Annotated in this window: 20 protein-coding genes and 1 pseudogene; 16 read left to right on the top strand and 5 right to left on the bottom strand. The window is 68.5% G+C overall.

The window, feature by feature from the left end; genetic code table 11:
- The first annotated feature begins 48 nt into the window (after nucleotides 1-48).
- From MBA17_RS38940 to MBA17_RS38930, 3 genes are all read left to right on the top strand, one after another.
- Nucleotides 49-1,356, top strand: coding sequence for a Vps62-related protein (locus MBA17_RS38940; RefSeq protein ID WP_238502698.1), 1,308 nt, complete (start codon nucleotides 49-51; stop codon nucleotides 1,354-1,356).
- 206 nt (nucleotides 1,357-1,562) lie between these two features.
- A complete protein-coding gene (locus tag MBA17_RS38935) occupies nucleotides 1,563-1,865 on the top strand; it encodes a hypothetical protein (RefSeq protein WP_238502697.1) in 303 nt (100 codons plus the stop codon).
- Nucleotides 1,866-2,179: 314 nt separating this feature from the next.
- On the top strand, nucleotides 2,180-2,530 hold the full coding sequence (locus MBA17_RS38930; protein WP_238502696.1) for an MBL fold metallo-hydrolase: 351 nt from the start codon (nucleotides 2,180-2,182) through the stop codon (nucleotides 2,528-2,530).
- A gap of 6 nt (nucleotides 2,531-2,536) precedes the next feature.
- Here MBA17_RS38930 and MBA17_RS38925 read toward each other — a convergent pair whose 3' ends face one another.
- A complete protein-coding gene (locus tag MBA17_RS38925; RefSeq protein ID WP_238502695.1) occupies nucleotides 2,537-3,421 on the bottom strand; it encodes an aldo/keto reductase in 885 nt (294 codons plus the stop codon).
- A gap of 6 nt (nucleotides 3,422-3,427) precedes the next feature.
- Nucleotides 3,428-4,372, bottom strand: a complete 945-nt coding sequence (locus tag MBA17_RS38920) for an NAD-dependent epimerase/dehydratase family protein (RefSeq protein ID WP_238502694.1) — start codon at nucleotides 4,370-4,372, stop codon at nucleotides 3,428-3,430.
- Nucleotides 4,373-4,451: 79 nt separating this feature from the next.
- Here MBA17_RS38920 and MBA17_RS38915 point away from each other — a divergent pair, with 79 nt between their 5' ends.
- The 3 genes from MBA17_RS38915 (at nucleotide 4,452) to MBA17_RS38905 (ending at nucleotide 7,558) form a co-directional block, all read left to right on the top strand.
- Nucleotides 4,452-5,354, top strand: coding sequence for a LysR family transcriptional regulator (locus MBA17_RS38915; RefSeq protein WP_238502732.1), 903 nt, complete (start codon nucleotides 4,452-4,454; stop codon nucleotides 5,352-5,354).
- A 339-nt stretch (nucleotides 5,355-5,693) separates the two neighbouring features.
- A complete protein-coding gene (locus tag MBA17_RS38910; RefSeq protein ID WP_238502693.1) occupies nucleotides 5,694-6,959 on the top strand; it encodes a TRAFAC clade GTPase domain-containing protein in 1,266 nt (421 codons plus the stop codon).
- The gene (locus tag MBA17_RS38905; protein ID WP_238502692.1) at nucleotides 6,956-7,558 is read left to right on the top strand and encodes a hypothetical protein; all 603 of its coding nucleotides are present in this window, start codon (nucleotides 6,956-6,958) and stop codon (nucleotides 7,556-7,558) included. Before MBA17_RS38910 ends, MBA17_RS38905 begins: the two co-directional genes overlap by 4 nt.
- 288 nt (nucleotides 7,559-7,846) lie before the next feature.
- On the opposite strand, the gene MBA17_RS38900 is transcribed toward MBA17_RS38905, so the two are convergent.
- Nucleotides 7,847-8,506 (bottom strand): TetR/AcrR family transcriptional regulator, encoded by a 660-nt coding sequence (locus MBA17_RS38900; protein ID WP_238502691.1) that lies wholly within the window; start codon nucleotides 8,504-8,506, stop codon nucleotides 7,847-7,849.
- A gap of 71 nt (nucleotides 8,507-8,577) precedes the next feature.
- Here MBA17_RS38900 and MBA17_RS38895 point away from each other — a divergent pair, with 71 nt between their 5' ends.
- The 3 genes from MBA17_RS38895 (at nucleotide 8,578) to MBA17_RS38885 (ending at nucleotide 13,622) form a co-directional block, all read left to right on the top strand.
- Complete coding sequence (locus tag MBA17_RS38895; protein ID WP_238502690.1) at nucleotides 8,578-9,807, top strand: serine hydrolase domain-containing protein; 1,230 nt, start codon at nucleotides 8,578-8,580, stop codon at nucleotides 9,805-9,807.
- 315 nt (nucleotides 9,808-10,122) lie between these two features.
- On the top strand, nucleotides 10,123-11,910 hold the full coding sequence (locus MBA17_RS38890) for an ABC transporter ATP-binding protein (protein WP_238502689.1): 1,788 nt from the start codon (nucleotides 10,123-10,125) through the stop codon (nucleotides 11,908-11,910).
- Nucleotides 11,907-13,622, top strand: coding sequence for an ABC transporter ATP-binding protein (locus MBA17_RS38885; protein WP_238502688.1), 1,716 nt, complete (start codon nucleotides 11,907-11,909; stop codon nucleotides 13,620-13,622). The genes MBA17_RS38890 and MBA17_RS38885 overlap by 4 nt, the downstream gene beginning before the upstream one ends.
- A 43-nt stretch (nucleotides 13,623-13,665) precedes the next feature.
- Here the strand turns inward: MBA17_RS38885 and MBA17_RS38880 are convergent.
- Together MBA17_RS38880 and MBA17_RS50725 are read right to left on the bottom strand one after the other, a co-directional pair.
- A pseudogene (locus MBA17_RS38880) lies at nucleotides 13,666-14,023 on the bottom strand (transposase); the annotation flags it as partial.
- A 264-nt stretch (nucleotides 14,024-14,287) separates the two neighbouring features.
- Nucleotides 14,288-14,851: a CGNR zinc finger domain-containing protein gene (locus MBA17_RS50725; protein WP_238502687.1), complete on the bottom strand. Its 564-nt coding sequence runs from the start codon at nucleotides 14,849-14,851 to the stop codon at nucleotides 14,288-14,290.
- Nucleotides 14,852-14,915: 64 nt separating this feature from the next.
- Between MBA17_RS50725 and MBA17_RS38870 the strand changes: the two genes are divergently transcribed.
- From MBA17_RS38870 to MBA17_RS38840, 7 genes are all read left to right on the top strand, one after another.
- Nucleotides 14,916-16,151, top strand: a complete 1,236-nt coding sequence (locus MBA17_RS38870; protein ID WP_238502686.1) for an MFS transporter — start codon at nucleotides 14,916-14,918, stop codon at nucleotides 16,149-16,151.
- 613 nt (nucleotides 16,152-16,764) lie between these two features.
- Nucleotides 16,765-16,962: a lipopolysaccharide assembly protein LapA domain-containing protein gene (locus tag MBA17_RS38865; protein ID WP_455432937.1), complete on the top strand. Its 198-nt coding sequence runs from the start codon at nucleotides 16,765-16,767 to the stop codon at nucleotides 16,960-16,962.
- Between the two features lie 66 nt (nucleotides 16,963-17,028).
- Entirely contained in the window at nucleotides 17,029-18,036 is a 1,008-nt protein-coding gene (locus MBA17_RS38860) for a TIGR00341 family protein (protein WP_238502684.1), read from the top strand.
- Nucleotides 18,037-18,400: 364 nt separating this feature from the next.
- A complete protein-coding gene (locus MBA17_RS38855; protein WP_238502682.1) occupies nucleotides 18,401-20,254 on the top strand; it encodes a glycoside hydrolase family 15 protein in 1,854 nt (617 codons plus the stop codon).
- 536 nt (nucleotides 20,255-20,790) lie between these two features.
- Nucleotides 20,791-21,570: an AfsR/SARP family transcriptional regulator gene (locus MBA17_RS38850; protein WP_238502680.1), complete on the top strand. Its 780-nt coding sequence runs from the start codon at nucleotides 20,791-20,793 to the stop codon at nucleotides 21,568-21,570.
- A gap of 115 nt (nucleotides 21,571-21,685) precedes the next feature.
- Complete coding sequence (locus tag MBA17_RS38845; RefSeq protein ID WP_238502678.1) at nucleotides 21,686-23,200, top strand: amino acid adenylation domain-containing protein; 1,515 nt, start codon at nucleotides 21,686-21,688, stop codon at nucleotides 23,198-23,200.
- Nucleotides 23,201-23,284: 84 nt separating this feature from the next.
- The gene (locus MBA17_RS38840; protein WP_238502676.1) at nucleotides 23,285-24,124 is read left to right on the top strand and encodes a class I SAM-dependent methyltransferase; all 840 of its coding nucleotides are present in this window, start codon (nucleotides 23,285-23,287) and stop codon (nucleotides 24,122-24,124) included.
- Nucleotides 24,125-24,197: the final 73 nt, after the last annotated feature.

The following is a 24,197-nucleotide window of genomic DNA, read 5'->3' as shown; positions in this document are numbered from 1 at the left end:
CGGTGTGGGAGAACGAACTCCCGCGGCGGCGAAGCGAAAGGGTGTCGGATGATCACGCAGCGATACGGTCCCTTGGAGATCGGGTTCACCACGCGCCTCCAAAGGTCCTGGCACGACGGAGGCTCCGGGGCGGACAAGAACGGAGCGTTCTGGCGGCCCCTGACCGAGGAGCTGGGCGGCAACTGGCGCCACCTCGGGTCGATGGGCCGCTCCCACTTCAACAACATCGCCGGCAAGGAGGGGGGCCTGGTGGTGCGCGAGGCCCAGCAAGGCTCGGGCGCACTCAAGCCTCCGGTCGACTTCCAGCTGATCTGGAAGGATGCGGGCAGCGGCGCGGACGCCGACGGGGCGGTGTGGCGGCCGGTGCCACCGTCCGGGTACGTCGCGCTGGGCGATCTGTGGACGGGGTCGTGGGCCAAGCCGGCCGCGGGCCACATGGTGTGCGTACGCCAGGACCTGGTCCGGCGCGGCGATGTCGGTTCGATGGTGTGGTGGGACAAGGGGTCCGGCGCCGACGCGGATGTGTCGGTGTGGAACGTGCAGGCCCCGCCGTATCCGGGCAACGACGACCAGGAGCGGATCATCATCGCCCCGGGGCTGGTGACCGCCGTGGCCTCCTACGACAAGCCGGGCCCGACCCCGGCCACCTGGGCGCTGGACCTGCCCGCGGCGGTGGAGAAGAAGAACGGCCCCGCGACGCCGGAGATGACCTCCTTCGAGGAGCCGCCGCGCTACACCACGGCGGTGGTGGACCGCAGGGTGGTCGTCCCCTACACCATGGTCACCGACAACGGTCGCGAGGAGCCGTGGAAGGTCGAACATTCGCCGTTCTACACACTGGAGCGCACCCGCTTCTACACCTTGCAGACCTACCACGACAACCGCAGGGGCAGCCAGCCGGGCCAGCAAGGGGTGGACGTACAGACCGGAGTGTCGCGGGAGGAGAGCAACGCCTACTCCCAGAAGACCGGGATGAGCGTCACGGTGGAGGCCGGGGTCGCGTTCAAGGCGGTCAGCGCGAGCGTGTCCACGAGCGTGTCGATCGAGACCGGCTATGAGCGCCGCAGCAGCATCACGACGTTCTCCAACACCACCAAGCGCCAGACGATCTCGACCCCGGGCGGGTCGGCGGGGTGCCTGTGGTCGCGCACCGACGAGCTCACCCCGCTGCGCGCGGACGGGGCAGCGGCCTCGGGCGCCAGCCCGCTCGGGTTCAACGTCGCCTCCTACGTCACCGGCGAGTACCCGCCCGGTTCGGGTGTCGAACTGCTTCCCGAACGCCCGGCCGCCTCCCAGCAGGGCGCCGACATCACCGAGCAGGACTCGGCTCCGGTGACCGCCCCGGCCGCCGGGTAAGACCTCGGCCCGGGGGGCGCCGAGTGCGAGGCCGGGCCCGCCCCCGCCATCGGGGGCGGGCCGTTTCGGGTTCGGGGCCGCAGGTCGTCGCCAGATGCGCACGACCACCCTTTCGACTACTCATCGTTGATATGGCGTCACTTTTAGTCGTTGCCGGTGCGGGGGAGACCGAACTCCCACGGCGGCGAAGCGAAAAGGAGGCAGCCATGTCCGAGACCACGCCCAACTCAAAGGGGCCGGCCCCCGCCCAATGGACCCCCACAGCACCCCAGCCCACGCTGATTCCGGCAGCCGACGTCACACCCGAGGACATCGCGACCCTGGCAATCGAGTACCGCGATGGTCAGCCCGTCATCGTCGCCAGCGGCGGACAGGCCATCCCAGCACGGCTCAAGGTTGTGGATGCATCCGGCAGCGCCCGTGCTCTCTACGGGCCGGTGAACTGGTCGAGCAACGAGCCGATCACGCAGATGTGGTACCCGAGCAACGACTACTTCACCAGTTCGTGAGGCTGACCTCACAGCCCTCAGCAACCCCATGAGACCCGGGGTCATAGATCCGTTCGGGCGGGGTGAGACGGGCCGCGCTGCTCGGTATACGGGTCGTATTCGACTCCTTCCAGACGCGCACCCAGGCGCCACGCGTTGCCGAGTCTGCCCGGCGCCGGTCGGCAACGCCTGAAACATTGGGCGTCAACACCCTGTTGACGCCCATTGGGAGGCGCCGCGCAGATCTTCCTGTTCCTGGAACTCATCGGGCCCACCGGATTCGCCCAACGGGTGGAGCAGCTCTTCGCGCTGGCCTACCCGGTGCCTGGCCGAACGTGAAGACCAACACCCGCCGCCGCTTCATCGAATTCGACGACCGTGGCGGCGACTGGTCCGGCAACGGGTACACCATCCGCGCTCTGCCCACCCAGCTGGGCTACCTGATCACCGACGAAGCCGGCACCCGCCTGGGATACACCGGTGACACCGTGTGCTGCCCCGCGGTGGAAGAACTCGCCCGCGCAAGCTCAGCACTCGTCATGGACACCTCTTTCCACCACAGCAAGGCCGGCCACATGGGCCTGGACGACGTCGAGGCCGGAATCCAGTTGAGCATGTCGCACCCGTCGGACTCGGCGTTGACGGGCTTCAATCGTCCTCGGTCAAGGCCGGCAAGCGACCCGTGACCCTCCTCAGCCCGGCAGAGCGTCCTCCAACTGCGCCAGCTCCTCCGTACTCAGCGTGAGCTCCGCGGCCTTGGCCGAGTCGGTGATGGAGAGCGGGCGGCCGGCTCCCGGTACCGGGATCACGGCCGGAGAGCGGGCGAGCAGCCAGGCCAGGGCGATCTGCTGCGGGCTGACGTCGCGCTCGGCTGCGATGTGGTGGAAGGCGGTGCCGACGGAGGTGGGGCCGGAGGGCCCGTCGAGGGAGCTGCGGGAGATGCCACCGAGTGGGCTCCAAGGCAGAAAGGCCAGACCCAGCTCTGTGCTCAGCCGCAGCTCTGGCTCGCTGTCACGGACGGCGGGTGAGTACTGGTTCTGCACGGACACGAGTCCGTCACCGAGGATCTGATGCGCCTGGCGGATCTGGGCGGTGGTGACGTTGGAGATTCCCGCGGCGCGGATCGTGCCGGCGTCGAGTAGCTCGCGCAACGCGCCGACGGACTCCGCCCAGGGCACGGCCGGGTCCGGCTTGTGCAGCTGGTACAGGCCGATCGCGTCGACGCCCAGGCGCTTGGCAGAGGCCTCGGCAGCCTGCTTGAGATGAGCGGGGCTGGCGGTGATGGTCCAGCTGCCGTCGCCGGGGCGGCCGCGGCCGCCCTTGGTGGCCACCAGGACGCCGGAGGTGTCGCCACTGTAACGGGCCAGGGCGCGGGCGATCAGCAGCTCGTTGTGTCCCGCCTCGCCGGCGTGCCAGTGGTAGCTGTCGGCGGTGTCGATGAGCGTGACGCCGGCGTCGAGGGCGGCGTGGACGGTGGCGATGGCCCGCGTCTCGTCCGGGCGGTGCTCGATGGACAGCGGCATGGCGCCCAGGCCGATGGCGCTGACGGCGGTGTGGGCGATGGTGCGGTACTGCATGGCGGCTCAGTTCCTCGCGGCGGGTGACGGCTCGGTGGTGAGGGTTTCGGCGACGGCGCCGGGCAGCCAGTCGGTGGTGTGGCTGAAGGAGAAGCCCAGTGCCTTCGCGCGGTCGTTGCTCATGGCGTAGTGGCGGTCGAAGGAGAACGCCGAAGCCTCCTCGTCCGCGGCGACGGTCCTGTAGACGGGCTCCCGGCCGGTCTGCGTGGCGATGATCGCGGCGAGGTGGTGTACATCGAGCGCGCCGTCGGAGCAGGCGTTGACCGGACCGGTGAAGCCGGCTGTGGCAGCCCACAGCAGCAGGTCCGCCAGCTCCTGGTAGTGGATGAAGACCGTGGGCAGCGCCTTCGCGTGTACAGCGATCTCATCGCCCTTGGTGATGCGCCCGGTGTAGTGCGCCAGCCGGCCGGTGAACTCCTGCGCGCCGCCGCCGAGCACATGGGCGCTGCGCACACTGGCGAACTCGAAGCTGCCGGCGCGGGCGAAGACGGCCTCCGCCTGTCGCTTGCCCTCGGCGTAGTGCGCCTCCAGGTACACCTCGTCGTGCCAAGGAAGGTCCATGGCCACCAGCCAGGTGGCCGGGTCCACGATCTCCTCCGGCACCGGCGTTCCCGAAGGCACAGCCGGCAACGCGGCGGTCGCGGGGTCATAGACCTCGATCGTGGAGGTCATGACGTAGCGCCGGGCGCGGCCGGCAAAGGCGCGGGCGGCGATAGCGGCCTGCACCGGGGTGTAACAGACCTGGTCCACCACGACGTCGAAGGTGCGGGAGTCGAGCGCGGCCGTCAGGGCGGTCTCGTCGTTTCGGTCGACAACGAGGTGCTCGACACCGGCGGGCGGCGGCGTGGAGCCGCGGTTGATCACAGTGACCCGGTGGCCCCCGGCCTGCAGGCGCTTCACCAGGAGCTTTCCGAAGTACCGGCTTCCGCCGATGACGCAGATCTTTTGCATCCCCTCACTCTGGAGCCCTATCGTCATCAGCAGAAGTCCTGGCTTACTGGATAGGCATTAAGGAAAACTGTTGATCGATGTGCAGCGGCTCCGCGTTCTGCGGGCGGTGGCGGAGCACGGCAGCTTCAACCAGGCGGCCACGGCTCTCCGCCTCACTCCCTCGGCCGTCTCCCAGCACGTGGCCGCCCTGGAGCGCAGCCTCGGCGCCCAGGTCGTCGCCCGCAGCACCCGCGGCGTCACCCTCACCCAGGCCGGCCAGATCATGGTCGGCGCCGCCGAAACCGTCGCCGCAGAGCTCGAACACGCGCAACAGCAGGTCGCCCAGCTCAGCACCGGCCGTACCCAACTCACCGTCGCCACCTTCACCAGCGGCGGCAGGCTCCTGCTGCCCGCTGCTCTCGCCCGGCTCATGGCAGTCCATCCCCGCACCGTGCTCCACGTCAGGGAGGGCGAACCCGAAAACACCCTGCCGCTCGTCCGTCAGGGCGCCGTGGACCTCGCCCTTGCCTACCACTTCGACGGCCCGCTGCCCGTTGGGCCGGGCCCCAGCTCCAGCCTGGAGTGGACACCGCTCCTGGAAGACCCTCTGCACGTCGTCCTGCCGCAAGGGCATCGACTCGCCAACCGCGACGCGCTCGACCTCGCCGAGCTGGCAGCGGAACCCTGGGTGCTCGGCTGCCTGAAGACCGAGACATACCTGCGCCGCTACGCCGAGCGTGCCGGCTTCGATCCGGATGTGCGCGGCACCACCACCGACTACTTCTTCGCCCGCTCGCTTGTCGCCGTAGGCGTGGGAATCTCCCTGATCCCCTCTATTGTGCTCGCCCCGGAGATCCCCGGCCTATGCACCGTCCCGATCAAGTCGCCGACGCCGATCCGGCACATCGGCGTCGCCGCAATCAGCCGTAGCGACCGGCCCCACGTCACGACGCTCATCCACGCCCTTCGCGAGCAGGCGATGCGGCAGCACAAGGGGAGTTGATCCCGCCACGGGTAGTGGAACGGCGAACCGGGGTTGGTGTCACATTGTGTGACACAGAGGATTTCTCCAGGGTTAGGCGGGGCCCGACAGGGGCGGTCGAGTAGATGGTCGCCAGTTCGCGGACGGCCCGGTTACATCCGGTGAAAGAGGGACGGCCTCGTCCCCTCGGCGTCAACGGACGCGACACCAACCCCGGCTCGCCGGTCGCGGAGTACCGGGAGGTCGGCCTCCAGTAGGAGTTTGATCAACGATGCTCACTCTGTACGGTTGATCTTCGCAGATGCTTGAACATTCGTGCGCTGTTGAGAATGATCGGCGTAGTGGTCTGGAGGCTGCACCGTGGCAGAGCACGACACCCCCCTGCTTCCCGTCATGACGCTGGGCACGGAAGGGGCGGGCAAGACGGTCTACCTCGCCATGCTGTACAAGGCGCTGTTCGCGGACTACGCGCGGCGCGGGTACGTCATCAGCACGCACCTGCACGTCGCGCAGACGCTGAACTTCCTGGCCCAGGAGGTGAACAAGCCCGGCCTCGACTGGCCGGAGTCGACCAGCTCGATCCATCGCGACCTTGACTTCAGCTGCCGGGTGTCCATCGGCGGCGAGCAGATAGAGGTGCTCAGGCTCCGTTTCTACGACTACCCGGGTGAACTGCTGAGGGACGCCAGGACGCGGGCGGAGCTGGGGGACGAGCTCGACGAGAGGGTCGCGAGCGCTCACGCGATCATCGTCATGCTCGACGGGCGCGAGATCCTGGCGCTGCTGCGCGGCGAACCCCGGGGAGAGGAGTACGTCAACCAGAGCCTGGTCCCCATCATCCAGCAGGCACAGCGGCCCCGGTGCCCCATGCAGGTCGTGCTGACCAAATGGGATCTCCTGGCCGACGCCGGGTACACGCTGCGCGAGGTGCGCGACCGGCTCATCGAGGTGAACATCTTCCGCGGCCTGCTGTACGACCGGCTGAGCAAGTCCGGCAAGAACCGCCTGATCCCCCTGTCGGCGGTGGGCCGCGACGTGGTCGAGCTGCGGGAGGCACCCGACGGATCCGAGCGCATGGTCAAACGGCAGGGCCGTGAGCTCAACCCCATCAACATCGACGTCCCGCTGGCGGTGATCCTGCCGGACCGGGTGGAACAGGCCATGGCCCTGCTGAGCCCCACGACGCTGAGGAAGCTTGAGCGCAAGCTGGCCCGGATGCGCCGCAGGCGGACCCGTAAAGGGATTCACCTGTTCGGGCGCACGTTCTTCGAGAGTACGGCGGAGCCCCTGACCGAGGCGATCTTCCTGCGGTTCCTCGACGCGCCCACCGCCAAGTTCGTCACGACTCTGGTGGTGTCGGCCTTTCGGGCCGGCTCCGCACAACGCGCCACAGACCCGGAGGGCGACACGCCCGAGAGCGATGCCGACGAGGAGCAGAGCTCGGCCATGAGCGCCCAGGCCGCTTTCGTGAGAACCCTGGCACCCCACTCGGAACAGGTCATGAGATTGCTGATGGACGCCTTCGACAGGCGCGTGCAAAGGTTCGAGAACGACTGTCCGGGATGGGACCTGGCCGAAGGGCTCGCCGACTGGGAGCGCCGAGACCAGGAGGTGAACCTCTCATGAGCGACCAGCTCGTCGGATGGCCGTTCCTGATCAGCCGCGGCCGGAAGCTGGGCTTCCAGGTGGTGGTCGTGCCTGGCTTCCTCGAGCAGGCCGGGGAGGCGGGCGTGCTGTTCGCCGCCGCGGAGACTGGCCCAGGGCAGCCCACAGGGCCGGGCCGGCGGGTGAGGAGCGTCAGGACCGCTAACGGCTCGTTCGTCACGCTGGTCTACCGGCAGACGCGCGCCGCCTCCGACACCCCGGTCGACGGCGACACCGTGCTGCGTGATCGGCACGGACGGCCGATTCCCCTGTTCGAGGGATACGCGCTGCAGGGCCGATACGACGACGTGCCCATCAGCGAGGCCGAGTGGGAACACGTCCATGCCGTGGCGCTCACCGGGCTGCTTCGCATGCTGGTGGACGAGGACCCGGGATGGCACCCCATTCCCGGCGACTCGGTGTCGCTGTCGTCGGGCGCCGAGCAGGTGGCGACGCCGCCCGAGCTGGAACCCCGGCCCACCATGAACGCGCGCGGCTGCCGCTCCCGGCTCCTGTCGATCTTCACTGTCGTCGGGCTCGCCGCCGTGACGCTCTGGATTGTCCTCTCCAGGTTGGTCTAGTCAGAGCAGGAGCATGCCGATGGCGGCGGTGGCCGTGATGGCCAGGGCGAGCGGGACGAAGGGCGCGGCGGGGGGAAGAGACCCCAACGGCGCCAGAGCTTGCTGGTGATCGCGACACCCTGAACAGGCTGCTGCGGCATGCTCAACTTGAGCCTATCGCTGAAATGGTGATCTTCCGGGCACGGTCCACGTTCCGGACCCACCGACTAGCCACGCGAGATCACATACGACCACATCGCCAGCACCGACCCGGTAACGACCGTTTGCCGACACTCCCGAGCCGGTTGGCTAGCTCGGGCAGATTGCGGCCTCGATGTGGGCGAGTTGGACGGCGAGGATGTCTTCGAACGCGGCGCGGCGGTCCACCCCGAGAGGGCGGACGTCGCGGGCGAAGTGGGCCAGGGCCGGGAAGTGTTCGGGGTCGGCGCCGAGTACCGCGACGCGGAACAGCTCCATGCCCTGTTCGTACTCTTCGGGGGTGACGGTGCTGATCCCGGCCTCGGAGGCGATCAACGCGGCGACGAGGACCGTGATCCGGTGGTAGCGCGCTGGGATCTCCTCGTCGGGCAGTCCCGACGCGCGCAGAGCCTGCAGCACCTCTTCCATGACCAGCCGGGAACCGGTACCGCCTGAGGCGTAGCGTCCCCAGACCGCGGCGAGCTGGGGGTGCTGACCGAAGGCCTCTCTCACGCGCAGGGCCAGGGTCATGATGCGCTGCTTCCAGTCACCCTCGGGCCGGTAGCCGTCCATAGCGGCCAGGAGGATCCGGTCGGCGACCGCTCGCAGCAGTTCAGTCTTGCTGCGGAAGTGCCGGTAAAGGCTGGAGGAATCGGTGCCGAGCACTGCCGCGAGCTTGCGCACGCTGAACGAATCGGCGTCGCCCGTGCGCAGCAACTCCGCCGCCGCATCCAGGATCTCCTCGGTCGACCAGCGCCTTCTGCCTGCCATCTCACCCTCTCGCCGGGACTCAGCCTAACCTATGCACTTGGTGATGCACGCACCGCGTGCATAATGACAGCATGAGTGCACGAGCGGCCCGGCAGCAGTCGGCCGGCGTGCCACTCGTGCCCTGTTACCCGGGCCAGGCGGCCGACGTGCGGCTCACCCGGGAATACGAAAGGACGCATGTCGTGAGGAACCCGCTGGACCCCGCAAAGCTGAACACCGCCGTTGAAAACGTCCACCGCGCCGGAATGCCCGGCCTGTTCGCCGAGGTGCGTGACCGCGACGAGGTCTGGCGCGGTGCCGCCGGGGTCGCCGATGTCGCCACCGGCCGCCCTGTCTCCGCCGGCATGCGGCACCGCGTCGGCAGCATCACCAAGACCTTCACCGCCGCCGCGGTGATGCAGCTGGTCGAAGGTGGTCAGGTTGGTCTCGACGCGCCGATCGGCCGCTACCTGCCGAAGCTGGTTCCCGGAGAACGCGGCGATGCGATCACGGTCCGGATGTTGATCAACCACACCAGCGGCCTCGCCGAATACCTCCCGTACGTCTACCCCTCCCTCAAGGCCTTCCCGGCCGTGGCCCACACGAGGCCGCAGAGCCTGGACGACCACCGGCTCACCCGGTTTCACGCCATCGAGCTGATCGAGAAGGGCGTCTCCGCACCCGCTTCCAGCGCGCCAGGCGGCACTCCGGGGTTGTACTCCAACACCAACTACCTGGTGCTCGGCCAGCTTCTGGAGCAGGTAACCGGTACGAAGGCCGAGACGTACATCACCCAGAACGTCATCGAGCGCGCTGGACTGCGGGACACCGAGCTTCCCGATGGACCGCGCTTCAGCGGGCCGCAGTCGCAGATCTACGAGGCGTGGTTCGGCATGATCGAGCCGCCGCGCGACTTCAGCGTCTTCGACATGTTCTTTGCGGGGCCGGCGGGTTCGCTGATCTCGACCGTCGCGGATCTCAACCGGTTCTTCGGCTTGCTGTTCGACGGTGAGATCGTCAGCCCGTCGTCGCTGGCGGAGATGCGGCGCACCGTCCGCGTCATCTCCCAGGAGAGCAAGATCATCGACTACGGGCTGGGCCTGTACCCGATGGAGATGCCCGGCGGCGGCACCTTCTGGGGGCATGGCGGCACCGTCTGGGGTGCCGGAGCACTGGCCATGACCAGCGCCGACGGCAAGCGGCAGATGTCCGTCGCGGTGAACATGCAGAGGTGGAACAGGCTCGACTCCACGGGCAGGCCGCAGCCCCATCCCATCGACGACGCGCTCGCGGCTCTGTACCGCATGGCGATGCACGGCTGACCGTGCCGGAGAAAGTCGCTTTCACCAAGCGACAAGCATGCCGAGACGGGATGGCGGCAGGAACGACCGCAGCACGTTCGGCACTGCGACGCCGCAGGCTCCTGGCGGTGATGCCGGCGAAGGCGTGCGACCTCGCCAGCCCCGACCTGCACCGAGAGCTCCACGGCGGGCTCCAGGTCGTGGAGACGGCGGTCAGGGCGACCCTTCGTCAGCATGCCTGCGCTCCGCAAGCGAGGGCCGCGCAGATAGAGATCCTCGAGTTCCTCCGGATGGCCTGTCGGCTGACGGGGGCCCCGCCACGAAGACAGGAGAGCGATGACCACGACCGACTTTGCGCCGACGAGGGAGCAGTCCCCGCCCTCACTGGACGCCGATGACGCGGCGAGACAGTCCATGGCAGGGCTGCTGCGCCCTTACCGATGGAGCTTCGCCGCCGTTGTCATCTTGCAGGTGATCGGCGCCGTCGCGGGTCTGGCGCCGCTGCTGGCGGTCGTCGAACTGGGGCGCGGCCTGTTGGCGCCTGGCCCGATCGATCACGATCGTGTCTGGTTCGTCGTGATCGTCGGTGCGGTCGGCTTGCTCGTCCGACTGCTGTTCACGGCCGCGTCATCCGGAATCGGGCACCTGCTCGACGGCCGGGTGCAACTGGCCCTTCGCCGGCACCTGGCCGCGCGGCTGGGACGCGTGCCGATCGGCTGGTTCTCCCGGCGCCGGACCGGTGAGCTGGCCAAGGTGGTGGGCGAGGACGTCAGTGCCGTGCACCCGTTCATCGCCCACGCCCCCGGCGAGCTCATCGCCGCGTTCGTGGTGCCACTCGTCTCCCTGATCTACCTGTTCACCATCGACTGGCGGCTCACGTTGATCACGCTGATCCCGGTGGTGCTGGCCGTGGCGCACGTCCCGCTGATGATGACCCCGACCCGGCTGCGTGAGGAGAAGCAGTTCGATGCGGCCATGGGGCAGATCGCCAATTCCGTCGTCGAGTTCGTCCAGGGCATCTCGGTGGTCAAGGCGTTCGGCGGTTCCGGACGCGCCCACCGCAGGTTCCGCACGGCCACCGACGATTTCGTCGGCATCTACTACCGCTTCGTGCGCGGCCTCTCAATGATCGCCGCCGGTATGCAACTGGTGCTGTCACCGCCGTTCGTGCTGCTGGTCGTGCTGATCGGCGGCACCGCCCTGATCGGGACCGGTGGCCTGCCCCCGGCCGACCTGCTGCCTTTCCTGCTGCTGGGACTGGGCCTGACCGCTCCGGTGGCGGCCCTCATCGCCCACAGCTTCGACGACCTGCAGACCGCCAGGCGCGCGATCGGCCGGATCCGGGACGTCCTCGACGTGGCGCCGCTGCCGGAGCCCGCGCATCCGCTCTCGCCGCAGGGTCACCGGGTGGAACTGCGTGACGTCCGCTTCGGCTACGAAGACGATCGCGAGGTGCTGCGCGGGATCGACCTGGTCCTCGAACCGGGCACGGTCACCGCGATCGTCGGGCCCTCGGGCAGCGGCAAGTCCACGCTGGTCCAGTTGCTGCCGCGCTTCTTCGACCCGACCCACGGTTCGATCACCCTGGGCGGCGTCGATCTGCGCGAGCTCGCCGGCTCCGACCTCTACCGGATGGTCTCCTTCGTCTTCCAGGACGTGCGCCTGCTGCGCGCATCGGTCGCGGACAACATCGCGCTTGCCGTACCGCATGCCGACCTCGACGAGGTGATGCACGCCGCCCGGATGGCGAGCATCCATGATCGAATTCTTGAACTGCCACGCGGCTACGACACGGTGCTCGGGCAGGAGGCCGGGCTGTCGGGTGGCGAGGCGCAGCGGATCGCGCTCGCCCGCGCGCTGCTCGCCGCCACACCCGTGCTGGTGCTGGACGAGGCGACCGCATTCGCCGACCCGCAGACCGAGCAGGCGGTACGGCAGGCATTGGCGGCGCTGGAGGGCGATCGCACGATCCTGGTCATCGCCCACCGCCTGGAGACGGTCGCCGACGCCGACACCGTCGTGATGCTGGACAACGGGTTGATCGTCGAGCAGGGCAGGCCCTCCGACCTCCTAGCAGAAAACGGAAAGTTCGCCGCCTTCTGGCAATCCAAGGAGTACCGATGATTCGCATGCTGCTGCGCGTCCTGGGCCATGATTACGCCCGGCCGGTGCGTCGCACCGTGGCTTTGATGACGATGACCGCGATCGTCGAGGGTTTGTCCTACGCCCTGCTGGTTCCCGTGCTGCGGACCCTGTTCGGCGGCGACCCCGCAGACGCGCTGCCCTGGCTGATCGCGTTCGGCGGCGCGGTCGCGATCTACGCGGTGCTGCGCTATGTCAGCGATCTGTTCGGCTTCCGCGCCGGAACCACGTTGTTGCGTGGCATGTATCACCGCCTCGGCGATCATCTGGCCCGGCTGCCCCTCGGCTGGTACAGCACCGGCCGAGTCGGGGAGGTGTCCGTCCTGGCCAGCCAGGGCGTGCTGGAGACGATGGGCGTGATCGCGCATCTGCTGGCGCCCTACATCTCCGCCTTCGTCACCCCTGTGACGATCGTTGGCGTGATGCTCGCCTTCAATTGGCAGCTGGGGCTGGCCGCGCTGGTCGCCGTGCCGCTCGTGGCGGCGATCCAGATCTGGACCGGCCGCTCGATGGCCGCAGGCGATGCCGGCCGCCACGAACGTGACACCGAGGCCACCGGGCGGGTCATCGAATACCTCCAGGCCCAGCCGGTGCTGCGCGCCGGCGGCCGGAGCGTCCAGCGCTTCACGTTGCTCGACGACTCGCTGCGGGAACTCCAGCGCGCGTCCCGCCGTACCGTGTTGTCGGTGTTGCCCGGCATGATCGGCCTGACGCTCGTGGTGCAGGCGATGTTCACCGTGTTGCTGGTTCTGGGCGCCTACCTCGCGCTCGGCGGGAGCATCGGTGTTGCGGAGGTGCTGACGATCCTGGTGCTGGCCGCCCGCTGCGCCGATCCGGTCCTGTCGCTGGCCGACATCGGCGGCAAACTCCGCGCCGCGCGCTCCGGACTGGCCAGACTCGACGCGGTCCTGCGCACCGAGCCGCTGCCGGAAGCACCGGAACCGATCCAGCCGGTGGGCCATGGCTTGGAGTTGGAGTCCGTCGCCTTCCGGCATGGCGACCGCACGGTGTTCGACGACTTGTCGTTGTCCGTGCCCGAGGGACAGCGGCTCGCCGTGGTCGGCCCCTCAGGCGCGGGCAAAAGCACACTGCTGCAGTTGCTCGCGCGGTTCCACGACGTGGACGCGGGCGCGGTGCGCGTAGGCGGCGTGGACGTGCGCGCCATCGACACCGAGGAGCTGATGGCGCAGATCGCCATCGTCTTCCAGGACGTCTACCTCTTCGACGGCACGATCGAGGAGAACGTACGGCTCGGCCGTCCCGACGCTTCCGAAGCCGAGGTGCGAGCGGTGGCGACCGCGGCGCGGCTGAACGAGGTGATCGAGCGACTGCCCGGCGGCTGGGCGGCACATGTCGGCGAGGGCGGCGCGCTGCTGTCCGGCGGTGAACGCCAGCGGGTCTCGATCGCCCGAGCGCTGCTGAAGAACGCGCCCATCGTGCTGCTGGACGAGGTGACCTCCGCGCTGGACCCGGTGAACGAGGCAGCCGTCCACGAGGGCATCGAACGCCTGATGGCCGGCCGGACGGTCGTGATGGTCGCGCATCGGATGCGGACCGTCCAACGCGCCGATCGCATCGCCTTTCTCGACGGCGGCCGGATCGTGGAAGAAGGCCGCCACGACGAGCTGCTCCGCCGCGGCGGCCGTTACGCCGACTTCTGGAATGTTTCCCTAACACCGGCAGCACATGACTGAGCCGGTAAAGTCCTGCGCGGGCTGCTTCAGGGGGAATTTGATTTCAGTAGATTGCACCTTGTGTTCTAGTAGTGCCTTGCCAGGTGGGGGTTGTCTCGTCCGATATGCGCTTGGTGAGTTGTTGATCGAGGCAATGTGGATCGTCGCTTGGGAACTGGCGGGGAGGGTTTCATAGTCGCGGGCCAGGCGGCGGTATAACATGAGCCAGCCCAGAGTTCGCTCGACGACCCAGCGGCGTTTGACGACCTGAAAGCCGCGAGTCTGGGTGTTTCTGGAGACGACTTCGACGTCGATACCGAGCTTGGCGCCGTGCTCGATCGTGGTGTTTTTGAAGCCGGTGTCGACCCAGGCTTTCGATATCGTCGGGTAAGCGTTTTGGCATGGTCGAGCAGTCGTATTCCGGATACGGGTCTACTCGGCGGCCATGGGCCGCTTCGCGTCGTGGTGTAGGGCGTCGATGATGACAACGCGGCGTTCCTGACCTGCCGGGCTACTGGCCGCCGCTGCTTTGATCGCCTGGACAGCCCTGCGCGGCTCCCGGGCAGGGCGGCGGACGGCTCGCCCCGGTACCAGTACGTGACCTCGGCAGCCGAGCAAAGATCACGACGGGCCTTCGGGCGCACCCGGCGCACCTTGACCACGTGGTCACCTCCACGATGGCGTGATCAGGTGTGACGGCGGCTGCGGTAGGCAGCGGTCTTGGCGCGCGCCGTGCAGGCCGCGCTGCAGTAGCGGCGTGAGGCGTTGCGGGTCAGGTCGATGTAGACGGCCTCGCACTGGTGCGCCTCGCACTGCCCGAAGCGGTCGGGGCCGTAGCCGTCCACGATGAGGGCCAGCGCGGTGGCGAACTCGCCGCCCAGCGCTTCCACCTGGGTGCCCCCCGAGCCGTGGAAGTGCAGGTGAAACGGCTGGCCGACGTCCTCGACCAGGTAAGGCTGCGCACCGTACCTGCCGATCATGGCGTTGATGCGCTCGGCCTGGTCGGCTGGGTGCTCGGCCAGCAGCGCCTGCCGAAGCTCGGTAGCCAGGTCGGTCAGGCGCCGGCCCGCATCCGGGACGGCGCGCAGGGCGGCGCCGGTGCGGTCACCGAGCTGGGCGGCGATCGTTGCCGCCAGGTCCTCGCCCGTCAATGGCTGCACCGAGGCGCCGCCCCGCTGACGTGCCGTGGCCAGGTTGACCAGCTCGGCGATCAACGGGGCCTGCCGAGTGACGTTACAGGCTATCTCCACTTGACTAGTAACACTCCTTCTGCGTGTCATAGGCGTAATCCAGTTAGATAGTAACGGAGTCGCCATGTTCGCGCCCTATCGCCGTCTGCTCACCCACTCCGGCGTCCCCCACCTGCTCGCCGTCGCCCTACTCGTCAAGCTGGGCACACCCGTGCTCAGCCTCGCCCTGCTGCTGGTCGCCGTCGACCGGCTCGGCTCCTACGCCACCGCCGGACTCGTGCTCACCGGCCACGCGCTGGCCTTGGCCCTGTGCGCGCCGCTCGGCGGACGCATCGCCGACCGGTACGGCCCGCGCCCGGCCCTAACCGGTTACCTGGCCGCCCACGTTCTCGCCTACACCCTGCTCCTGCTCGCCCCGCCCGCCCTGATGATCGGCGCCGCGGTGCTCCTCGGCGCCACCACCCCGCCCGTCGGATCTGTCATCAGAAGCGCCTGGCCACGCCTCGTCCCCTCCGCCTCCCTGCCCGCCGCCTACGCCGCCGACAACGCCATCAACGAACTGATGTTCATCGCCGGCCCTCTGCTCGTGCCGGTCCTGATCTGGGTCGTCTCCGCCCAGAGCGTGGTGAGCGCCGCGGGCGCCACGGTCCTGGCCGGCACCGCCCTGCTGCTGGCCTCCCCCGCAGTACGGAAGGCCCCGCTCACCCCGCCGGCCCCGCCTGGCAGGTTGCGCCTGGCCGGGCCGCTCACCCACCGATACACCCTCCTCCTGCTGACCATCACCGCCTTCGGCACGTTCACCTTCGGCTGCCTGCGCATCGCCACCGTCGCCTCGGCCACCGCCTTCGGCTCGGCCGCCTCCGCCGGTCTGCTGATGGGCCTCCTGTCGGCCGGCGCCCTCCTGGGCACCCTCGGGTACGGCGCGCGAGCCTGGCCCCTCAGCGGCGGACGCCTGCTCGTCCTGCTCTCGCTCGCCGAAGCGGCCGTCCTGCTCGGCGGAGTCTGGGCACCCGGCTTCGTGACGCTTGCCATACTGATCACTTTTGTCGGCCTGGTGACCGGCCCCCGTGACGCTGCAGTGCCCGCCCTGCTCGCCGACCACACCCCTGCTCGCTACCGCACCGAGGTCTTCGCCTGGCTCAACACTTTCATGTGGGCCGGCTACGGCCTGGGCACCGCCGTCGCCGGCCATCTCACCGGCCCCCATGACACCGGCGCCACCGCCCTCACCGCTGCCGCGGCCGCGGCAGCGGCGGCCGCGATCCTGGCGGCCGTCGCCAGCAGACTCGCCTCGCCCTCGCCCACCGCAGCGCCGACCGACACTCCTGCCCAGCGATCTGATCACGTGGCGGATAACTGAGACGGAAAGCGGCCGGCACCGGGCAGACCCGGCGCGACCACCGCAGCCGGGTCCTGCTGTACCGACCGGCCAGCTCCACCCACCAGTCCTCGGACTCCGCCGCGTCGGCATGAGCAGGCACGCTAGAGCGCTCAACCAAGGCAAACAGCCCAGGCCCGGATCGCCTACGAGCCCCACCCCGAGCTCGCGGCGGCTACATTGCGTCCGGTCGCTGCGGCCCGGATGGAGGGCACGGCTGGCGGGGCGGGGTGCTACTGGTTCCGCACCTCACCTGCGGTGTTTCACCAGAATGTGTTTCACCAGAAGTGGCGTGCTGGGGAGAACACCTTCACCCTGCTCGCCTACTCCGGGCACAGCTCGGTCGCCTCGCTGGCCCGCTGGCAGAAAGGCCTTGCCCCGGCAGCGCGCCGCCGCTGACCTACATCTCCACCCCTTCCCCCCTTCCGAGCGAAGGGTGGGAGGCTTTCGCGGTCGCCTTGACACGGCACCGGGATGGCGCAGCGTTGTCCACATCACCTGCGGTTTCCCGGGGACGGCTGGGTTTGATGGCGCTGCATGTGCATTCCGGGGGGACATGATGACAGAGCAGGGGCCGCGGAACAGGCTTGGGGCGGTGCCGCCACGGGTGTGGCTGGCGCTCGTTCTTCTGGTGCTGGCGATCGTGTTCATCTTGCAGAATCGGCAGGAGGCGGCCATCCAGTTGTTCATGATCGTGGTGACTGCCCCGTTGTGGATCACTCTGGTGGCGTGCGTCGCCATCGGGATGCTGATCGGTGCGCTGATGAGCCGCAGGGGCGGACAACGACGATAACGCATGATGCGCAGGCGTCCGTGTCGTTGCGTTCGGCCGGTGTGACCTGCTCGGATACTCGGTGGCATGACGAGCGGACTTCGAGAGCGTGTACTGCCCGAGACGCAGCGCCGCCCGCTGGAGGAACTGGTCGAGAGCCTTGACCTGTGCTCGGGGGACCTTCGCTCGAAACGGTCGGCTTTCTGGACGATGCTCACACTGTCGGCGGTGATCGCCTCAGCCGGAGTGCTCCTCGACTCGACGGCCACCGTGATCGGCGCGATGATCATCGCGCCGCTGGCCACGCCGATCATGGGTATCGCTCTGGCGACGGTGCGGCACCGCGGCCAGGGCGCGATCGGGTTCGCTCTCCTGGGCAGCCTGCTGGTGATCGTCATAGGGGTGGCGTTCTCGGCGGTGCTTCCCGCCTCCTACGAGTTGCTCGCCAACAACCAGATCGCGGGACGGACCTCGCCGAAGCTCATGGACCTGGTGGCCGCGCTCGCCACCGGTCTGGCCGGTGCCGTGGCCCATGCCCGCCGTGACGTCGCGGCCGTGCTGCCGGGTGTGGCGATCGCCATCTCCCTGGTCCCGCCGCTGGCCGTCGTCGGCGTGTGCCTCGGCCGGGGCGCGGGCTGGCTGGCGCTCGGCGCGCTGGTGCTCTTTCTGTCCAATTTGCTGGCTCTCGTGCTCGGCGGAATCGCGGTGTTCTCCGCGGCGGGTTACGCCGCCGATGCCGTCGCCCTTGCTGGCCGGAGCCGCCGCCGTACCCGTCTCACGCTGTGTCTGCTGCTGGTCCTGGTGGTCGTCCCGTTGTCCGCCAACACCGTTGTCAGCTGGCTGCTGACGTCCTGGAGCGCGCAGGCCAGGGCGGTGGCCGCCGACTGGATTTCCACCGTGCCGAACTCGTCGGTCGCCGGCGTCGACGTCGTCTCCCGGGAGCTTCGTATCCGCGTGCGGACGCCGGGTGATCTGCCGCCGATCCCCGGCCTGCTCAGCGCACTCCGCGGCCGGATTCCGGACTGGGTGCCGATCGTGGTCGAGAGCACGCGGGGGAGCACGATCCAGGCCGGCCGGGTGGGTGCTCCCTCGTGAGGGTTCACCCGTCCTTGCTGACCGCTGACGCACCGCATCCGCTTCCCGCGGTGCCCGTTCCAGGCTGCCTGAAAGGCTGGGCAGCGGCGTGATCGCCGGTGGCGACATCAGGGGAACGCGTTCCCCCATGAGGCGGCTGCGCCCCGATCTGTGAACAACGCGGCATTCTCCAGGCAGACGGCTTGCTTGCGGCATGCCCGCAGCGTGTCGCGAGCAATGTCAGAAACGCGCCAACAGTTGATGATGACTTCACGCTCATCCGGGGATGTCGGCAAGCGATGGACGACACAGCGGCTGGAGGAGCGATGACGGTGAGAGGGCTGCGGCGAACCCTGGGCGACCGGCTCCTGTGCACGGGCATGCGGTGAGGGCCCGGGCCCGCTATCCCGCCATCAGCGACCACGGCCTGATCGGCGACCTGCAGACGGCCGCCCTGGTGACCTCGGACGGGACGATCGACTGGTTCTGCTGTCCCCGCTTCGACTCCCCGAGCGTGTTCGCCTCGCTCCTCGACCACGACCGCGGTGGCCACTTCCGGATCGCCCCGGACACCGGCCAATACGTCAGCAGGCAGCTCTACCAGCCGGACACCGCCATCCTCATCACCCGCTTCATGACCGATTCAGGCGTCGGCGAACTGCTGGACTTCATGCCGGTGGCCGGGCGCGACACCCGCCACCACCGCCTGATCAGGGTCGTGCGCGTCGTCCGCGGCGAGCTGGGATTCGTCATGGACCTGCAGCCGCGCTTCGACTACGGCCGCCGCGACCACGACGTGCACCTCGCACCGGAGGGCGCCGTCTTCACCGACGGCACATTGAGCCTGACGCTGCACCTGGCCGAGGGGTGCGGGCCCGCCGAACGCGCAGGCACGGGCGTGCGGCTGGCCATGCGCCTGCGGGCCGGCGAGACGAGCGGAGTCGTCCTGGAGTCCGCGGACATCGCCCCCCGGCGCGTCCCCCTGCACGAGTTCCTGGACGCGTACCGGCAGACCACCGGCTTCTGGCGCGACTGGACCGGCCGCTCCAGCTACCGAGGCCGCTGGCGCGAGGCGGTCTCCCGCTCGGCGATGGCGCTCAAGCTCATGACGTACGCGCCGACCGGCGCCATGGTCGCCGCCCCCACCACCGGGCTCCCCGAGCAGGTCGGTGGCGAGCGCAACTGGGACTACCGCTACACCTGGGTCCGCGACGCCTCCTTCAGCATCCACGCCCTGCTCGGCCTCGGATATGTCGAGGAGGCCGCCGCCTTCGCGGGCTGGCTGCGTGACCGCGTCGCCGAGCACGCCGGTGACAGCTCCGGGCCCTTGAAGATCATGTATCGGGTGGACGGCTCGTCCGACCTGGACGAGGAGACGCTCGACCATTTCGAGGGTTATCGCGGCTCCCGTCCCGTCCGGGTCGGCAACGGCGCCGCCGACCAGCTTCAACTCGACGTCTACGGCGAGCTCATGCACGCCGTCCATCTCGCCGACACGTCCGGGTTCCAGACCATGCACGCAGGCTGGGACGCTCTCATGCGGATGCTGGGCTGGCTGTGCGACAACTGGGACCAGCCGGAGGAGGGCATCTGGGAGACGCGGGGCGGGCGCAAGGACTTCACCTACGGACGTCTCATGTCCTGGGTCGCCTTCGACCGCGCCATCCGCCTGGCCCAGCACAGCGGCCGGCCCACCGACCACGGGCGGCTGCTGACCGAACGCGACCGTGTCTACCGCCAGATCATGGAGAACGGCTGGAACCCCGAGCGGCAGGCCTTCGTCCAGCACTACGGCAGCGATGTTCTGGACGCCTCCCTGCTGCTCATGCCGACAGTCGGCTTCATCTCCCCGCAGGACACCATGTGGCTGACCACGCTGCGGGCCATGGACCGGGACCTGGTCTCCGACAGCCTCGTCTACCGCTACGACCCCGCCGCCTCGCCCGACGGGCTACGCGGCGACGAGGGCACCTTCACTCTGTGCACGTTCTGGTACGCCGAAGCGCTGGCCCGCTCCGGCCGGCTCGACGAGGCCCGGCTCACGTTCGAGAAGATGCTCACCTACGCCAGCCCTCTCGGCCTGTACGCCGAGGAGATCGGGCTCACCGGCGAGCAATTGGGCAACTTCCCTCAAGCGTTCAGCCACCTGGCTCTGATCAACGCGGCCGTCATCCTGGACCACAACCTCGACCACGGCACGCCCTGGACGCACCCATCGTCCGCACCCGGTAACCGATGAGCTCCCATCGCCATCTCGGGGAGGATCAGTGCAGGACGTTTCGACTTGATTTCCCCCGCCGAGGATACGGCGGGTGGCGTGCTCGGTGACCGCCAGAACGTGCAGGCGGGCGCCGGTGGGAGTGCGAAGCTCGAAGAAGTCGCACGCCGCCAAGGCGCCTCCATGACCTGCACGGATGAATATCCGGCACCCGCGGTATCCGGTCCCCCTGGCGCTGTCGACACCCGTCGTTCACGTCACCACGCCGAACATTAACGATCTTCTCGGAAAACGATCTACCCAAACACGCACTAACCTACGCGGGGCATATTCGATGAGTCAACGCGAGCTGTTGACAAAAGGGAGAATATCGGTCAAAATCGCTCTGTTGGGAAGAAAATCGACATCATGGTTGTTTCTGCCAAAATCCTCTGTCGCTCACATCCCTCCGCCGTCGTTATGCGATGGGCGTGCGCCTGGTCGGCCGACTTCCATTCGGAGTACTGGAAGACAATCATATATTTCGCCTCTCTTGCACGCAGAAAAGGGGAATATAGTTGACGACATTCTGCCTTCTGGGGCCTCTGCGCATCGGGCGGACGAGTCCCACGGAAATATCCTCTCCCAGCGTCCGGGCGCTTCTGGCGGCATTGCTGCTTCAGCAAGGAGAGCCGATATCCCGCGGCAAGCTGATGATGATGCTGTGGAACGACCCGCCCGCTTCCGCCGAGGCCAATCTTCGCCAGTACGCCGCGCGACTGCGCTCATGTCTCGGCCGTACGGCCCCCGACCAGGCCCGCCACCTCCGGACGATTCGCGGCAGCGGGGAGAGCGGCTCCTACCAGTTGCTCGTCGAGCCCGAGCAGTTGGACGTGGCCAGGTTCCTCAAACTGGGCGCCGAAGCCAGGAAGGCGGTCGACGACGGGAGGCTTCAATCCGCCACCGCGCTGCTGGAGTCCGCGCTCGCGCTCTGGAGCGGTCCTTCCGCGGGCATGAACGTCAGCGGGTCCCTTTATCTTCAGGATCAGCTTCAGGTCCTCACCGAGCTGAAGGGAGATGCCGAGGAACTTCTGCTGGAAACTCAGCTCACGTATCTGCCGGCCAAGAAGCTCGTCCCCATGGCACGCAAACTGGTGGCCGAGCACCCTTTGAGAGAGCGGTCCTACGCCCTGCTGATCCGATGCCTGTATGCCGCCGGAGGCAGCGCGGAAGCCCTTGGCATTTACGATCGTGCCCGTTCCAGGCTGAACCAAGAGCTCGGACTCGAACCGGGGCCTGCGCTTCAGCAACTCTTTCTGGGCATCCTTCGTCACGACAATGAGCTTATTTACACATAATTACGGGGAAAAATCCGGATATGTGTCGCGGTCAAACGTACTCAACCGCCACGGTCTGCACGGTGACGGTCCGCCACTTCGATCAGCCGGCCCAGGGTTCATGGGGGAGCACCTTGTGACGTTGTACGAATGGTTCGTGGCCGGTGCGGAGCGCAACCCGGACGGGCTCGCCCTCGACGTCGGCCCGCACCGCCTGACCTACCGCGAGCTGCGTGCCCTGGCCGACCGGCTCGCCGGCCACCTGCTCGAACACCACGGGGGACCGCCTCGGGCCGTCGGCCTGCTGGCCGCCCGCAGCCTGGTCGCCTACACGGGTTACCTCGCCGCGCTGCGCCTGGGCGCCGCCGTGGTGCCGCTCAATCCCTCCGTCCCGGCGGCCCGCAACCGGCTCATGTGCGCGGGGGCCGGCGTGGATCTGCTGCTCCGTGAGGACGCCACGGACGTCGGGGCATCCGCCACCACGGTGACCGTGAGCCCGGAGCGCCTGAGCCGCCTGCCCGGGGCCGCCGGGCTCGGCCGGCACGGCGGTGCTGACGACCTCGCCTACGTGCTGTTCACCTCGGGTTCCACGGGCGTGCCCAAGGGCGTGCCCATTCTCCACCGCAGCCTGGACACCTATCTCGCGGCGAACATCGACTACTTCGAGGCCGGTCCGGGCTGTCGCTTCTCCCAGACGTTCGACCTGACCTTCGATCTGTCGGTCTTCGACATGTTCGTCGCCTGGGGATCGGGTGCGGCGCTGGTCGTCCCCACCAAGCTGGACCTGCTGGCGCCGAGCGGCTACGTGCGTACGCGGGAGCTGACCCACTGGTTCTCCGTCCCGTCGATCGTGTCGCTGGCTCGCCGCCTGAACACGCTGGCACCGGAACAGATGCCCACACTGCGGCACAGCATTTTCGGCGGCGAGCAGCTCACCCTCGACCAGGCCGCCGAGTGGCGGCGGGCCGCCCCCGCGAGTGTCGTTCACAACCTCTACGGGCCCACGGAGGCAACCATCACGTGCGCCCGCTACAGCCTGCCCGCCGACCCCGCCGACTGGCCACGGACCAGAAATGGGGCGGTGCCCATCGGGGCCGTACACCCTTGGCTCGAACAGGTCGTCCTCGATCAGGAGGGGCGCCCGGCCACCGAGGGCGAGTTGTGCGTGCGAGGCGTCCAGCGTTTCCCCGGCTACCTGAACGCGGAGCAGAACAAGGGCCGGTTCGTGGCGTTCGACGGCGGGCGGGCGGTGTGGTTCCAGGCGGGAGACGCCCTCACCGACCGGCACTGGTATCGGACCGGCGACGTGGTCACGCGGTCCGGCGGGTCGCTGCTGCTCCTGGGCCGGCTCGACGACCAGGTGAAGATCCGCGGCTACCGGATCGAGCTGGGGGAGATCGAGACGGTGCTGCGCCGGCACCCGGGCGTGGTGGACGCCGTGGTCACCCCGCTGACCTCGGACGACGGAGAAATCGACCTGGTGGCCGCGTACACGGGCGGGCCGGTGAGCGGTGCGGAGCTGACGGTGCTCGTCAAGGAGTCGTTGCCCGCCTACATGGCGCCGTCGCGCTTCGTTCACCTGGACGACCTGCCGCTCAACGTCAACGGCAAAATCGACAGAAGGCGGCTCGCGGCCGGCCTGGCGGAGTGAGGACGGAAGCCCGGAGACGGGCCCGCCGAGCGGTATTGTCCATGATCAAATCAGTTCGCACGTTGACATTCCGGAGGACGTGTCTTGGCGGCAGAAGAGTCGACGGGGAAATCATCCATAGCCGCTGTGTTCAACCGCGCGGCGGCCGTTTATGACCAGGTCGGCGTGGACTTCTTCGGGCCCGCGGGCCTTCGGCTGGTCGAACTCGCGGCACTTGCGCCAGGCGAATCGGTTCTCGACGTGGGCTGCGGGCGGGGCGCGAGTCTTGTTCCCGCCGCCGCGGCGGTCGGAGCGGACGGATCGGTGGTGGGCATCGATCTCGCCCCTGCCATGATCGACAAAGTCAACGCAAAGATCGCCGAGGGCGGTCTCCGGCATGCCCGCGCGGAAATCGGCGATGCCGAGTCCCCCAACTATTCAGACGACTCGTTCGATGCGATCATTGCGGGGTTCGTCATATTCTTCCTGTCCGATCCGGTCGTGGCGGTCGCGAAGTACTCCCGGCTGCTCCGGCCCGGTGGTCGTCTGGTGATGACCGTCCGGCTCAGTGATCGGCGGGAGGACACGGAGATTCCGCGCATCGTCAACGACGCGCTCCTCCCGTACGAAAACGAGGCACGCCCCGCACCGAAACGGCCGCGGGATCCTTTGGGCACCCGAGACGGCGTCGAAGAGGTGCTGGCGAACAACGGCTTCACCGGTGTGCGAGTCGTCGACGAAACGTATCAGGCCCGTTTCGACGATCCCGCCCATTACTGGCGCTGGATGTGGTCGCACGGCGCGCGAGAAAGGCTGGAGAAGATCTCGGCCGATCGGCTGGGTCCGGCGCGCGAGGCGGTCATCTCCGCCCTTTCGAAGTTCGCTCGCGACAAGCAGCTCATTTATCCGATTCCCGCCCGGTTCGTCGTCGCGGAAAGGGCATGAGGGACGCTGGGCGGCCGGCTCAGCCGAGCCCGAGCCGGCCGAAGCGCGCCACCGGCGAGACCAGACGCCCTCG

Origin of the sequence: Dolomitihabitans soli (assembly GCF_022213955.1) — a bacterium.
GTDB classification, from domain to species: domain Bacteria; phylum Actinomycetota; class Actinomycetes; order Streptosporangiales; family Streptosporangiaceae; genus Streptosporangium_A; species Streptosporangium_A soli.
The sequence above is the reverse complement of the archived record's forward strand: the minus strand, read 5'-3'. Positions and strand labels throughout refer to the sequence as shown.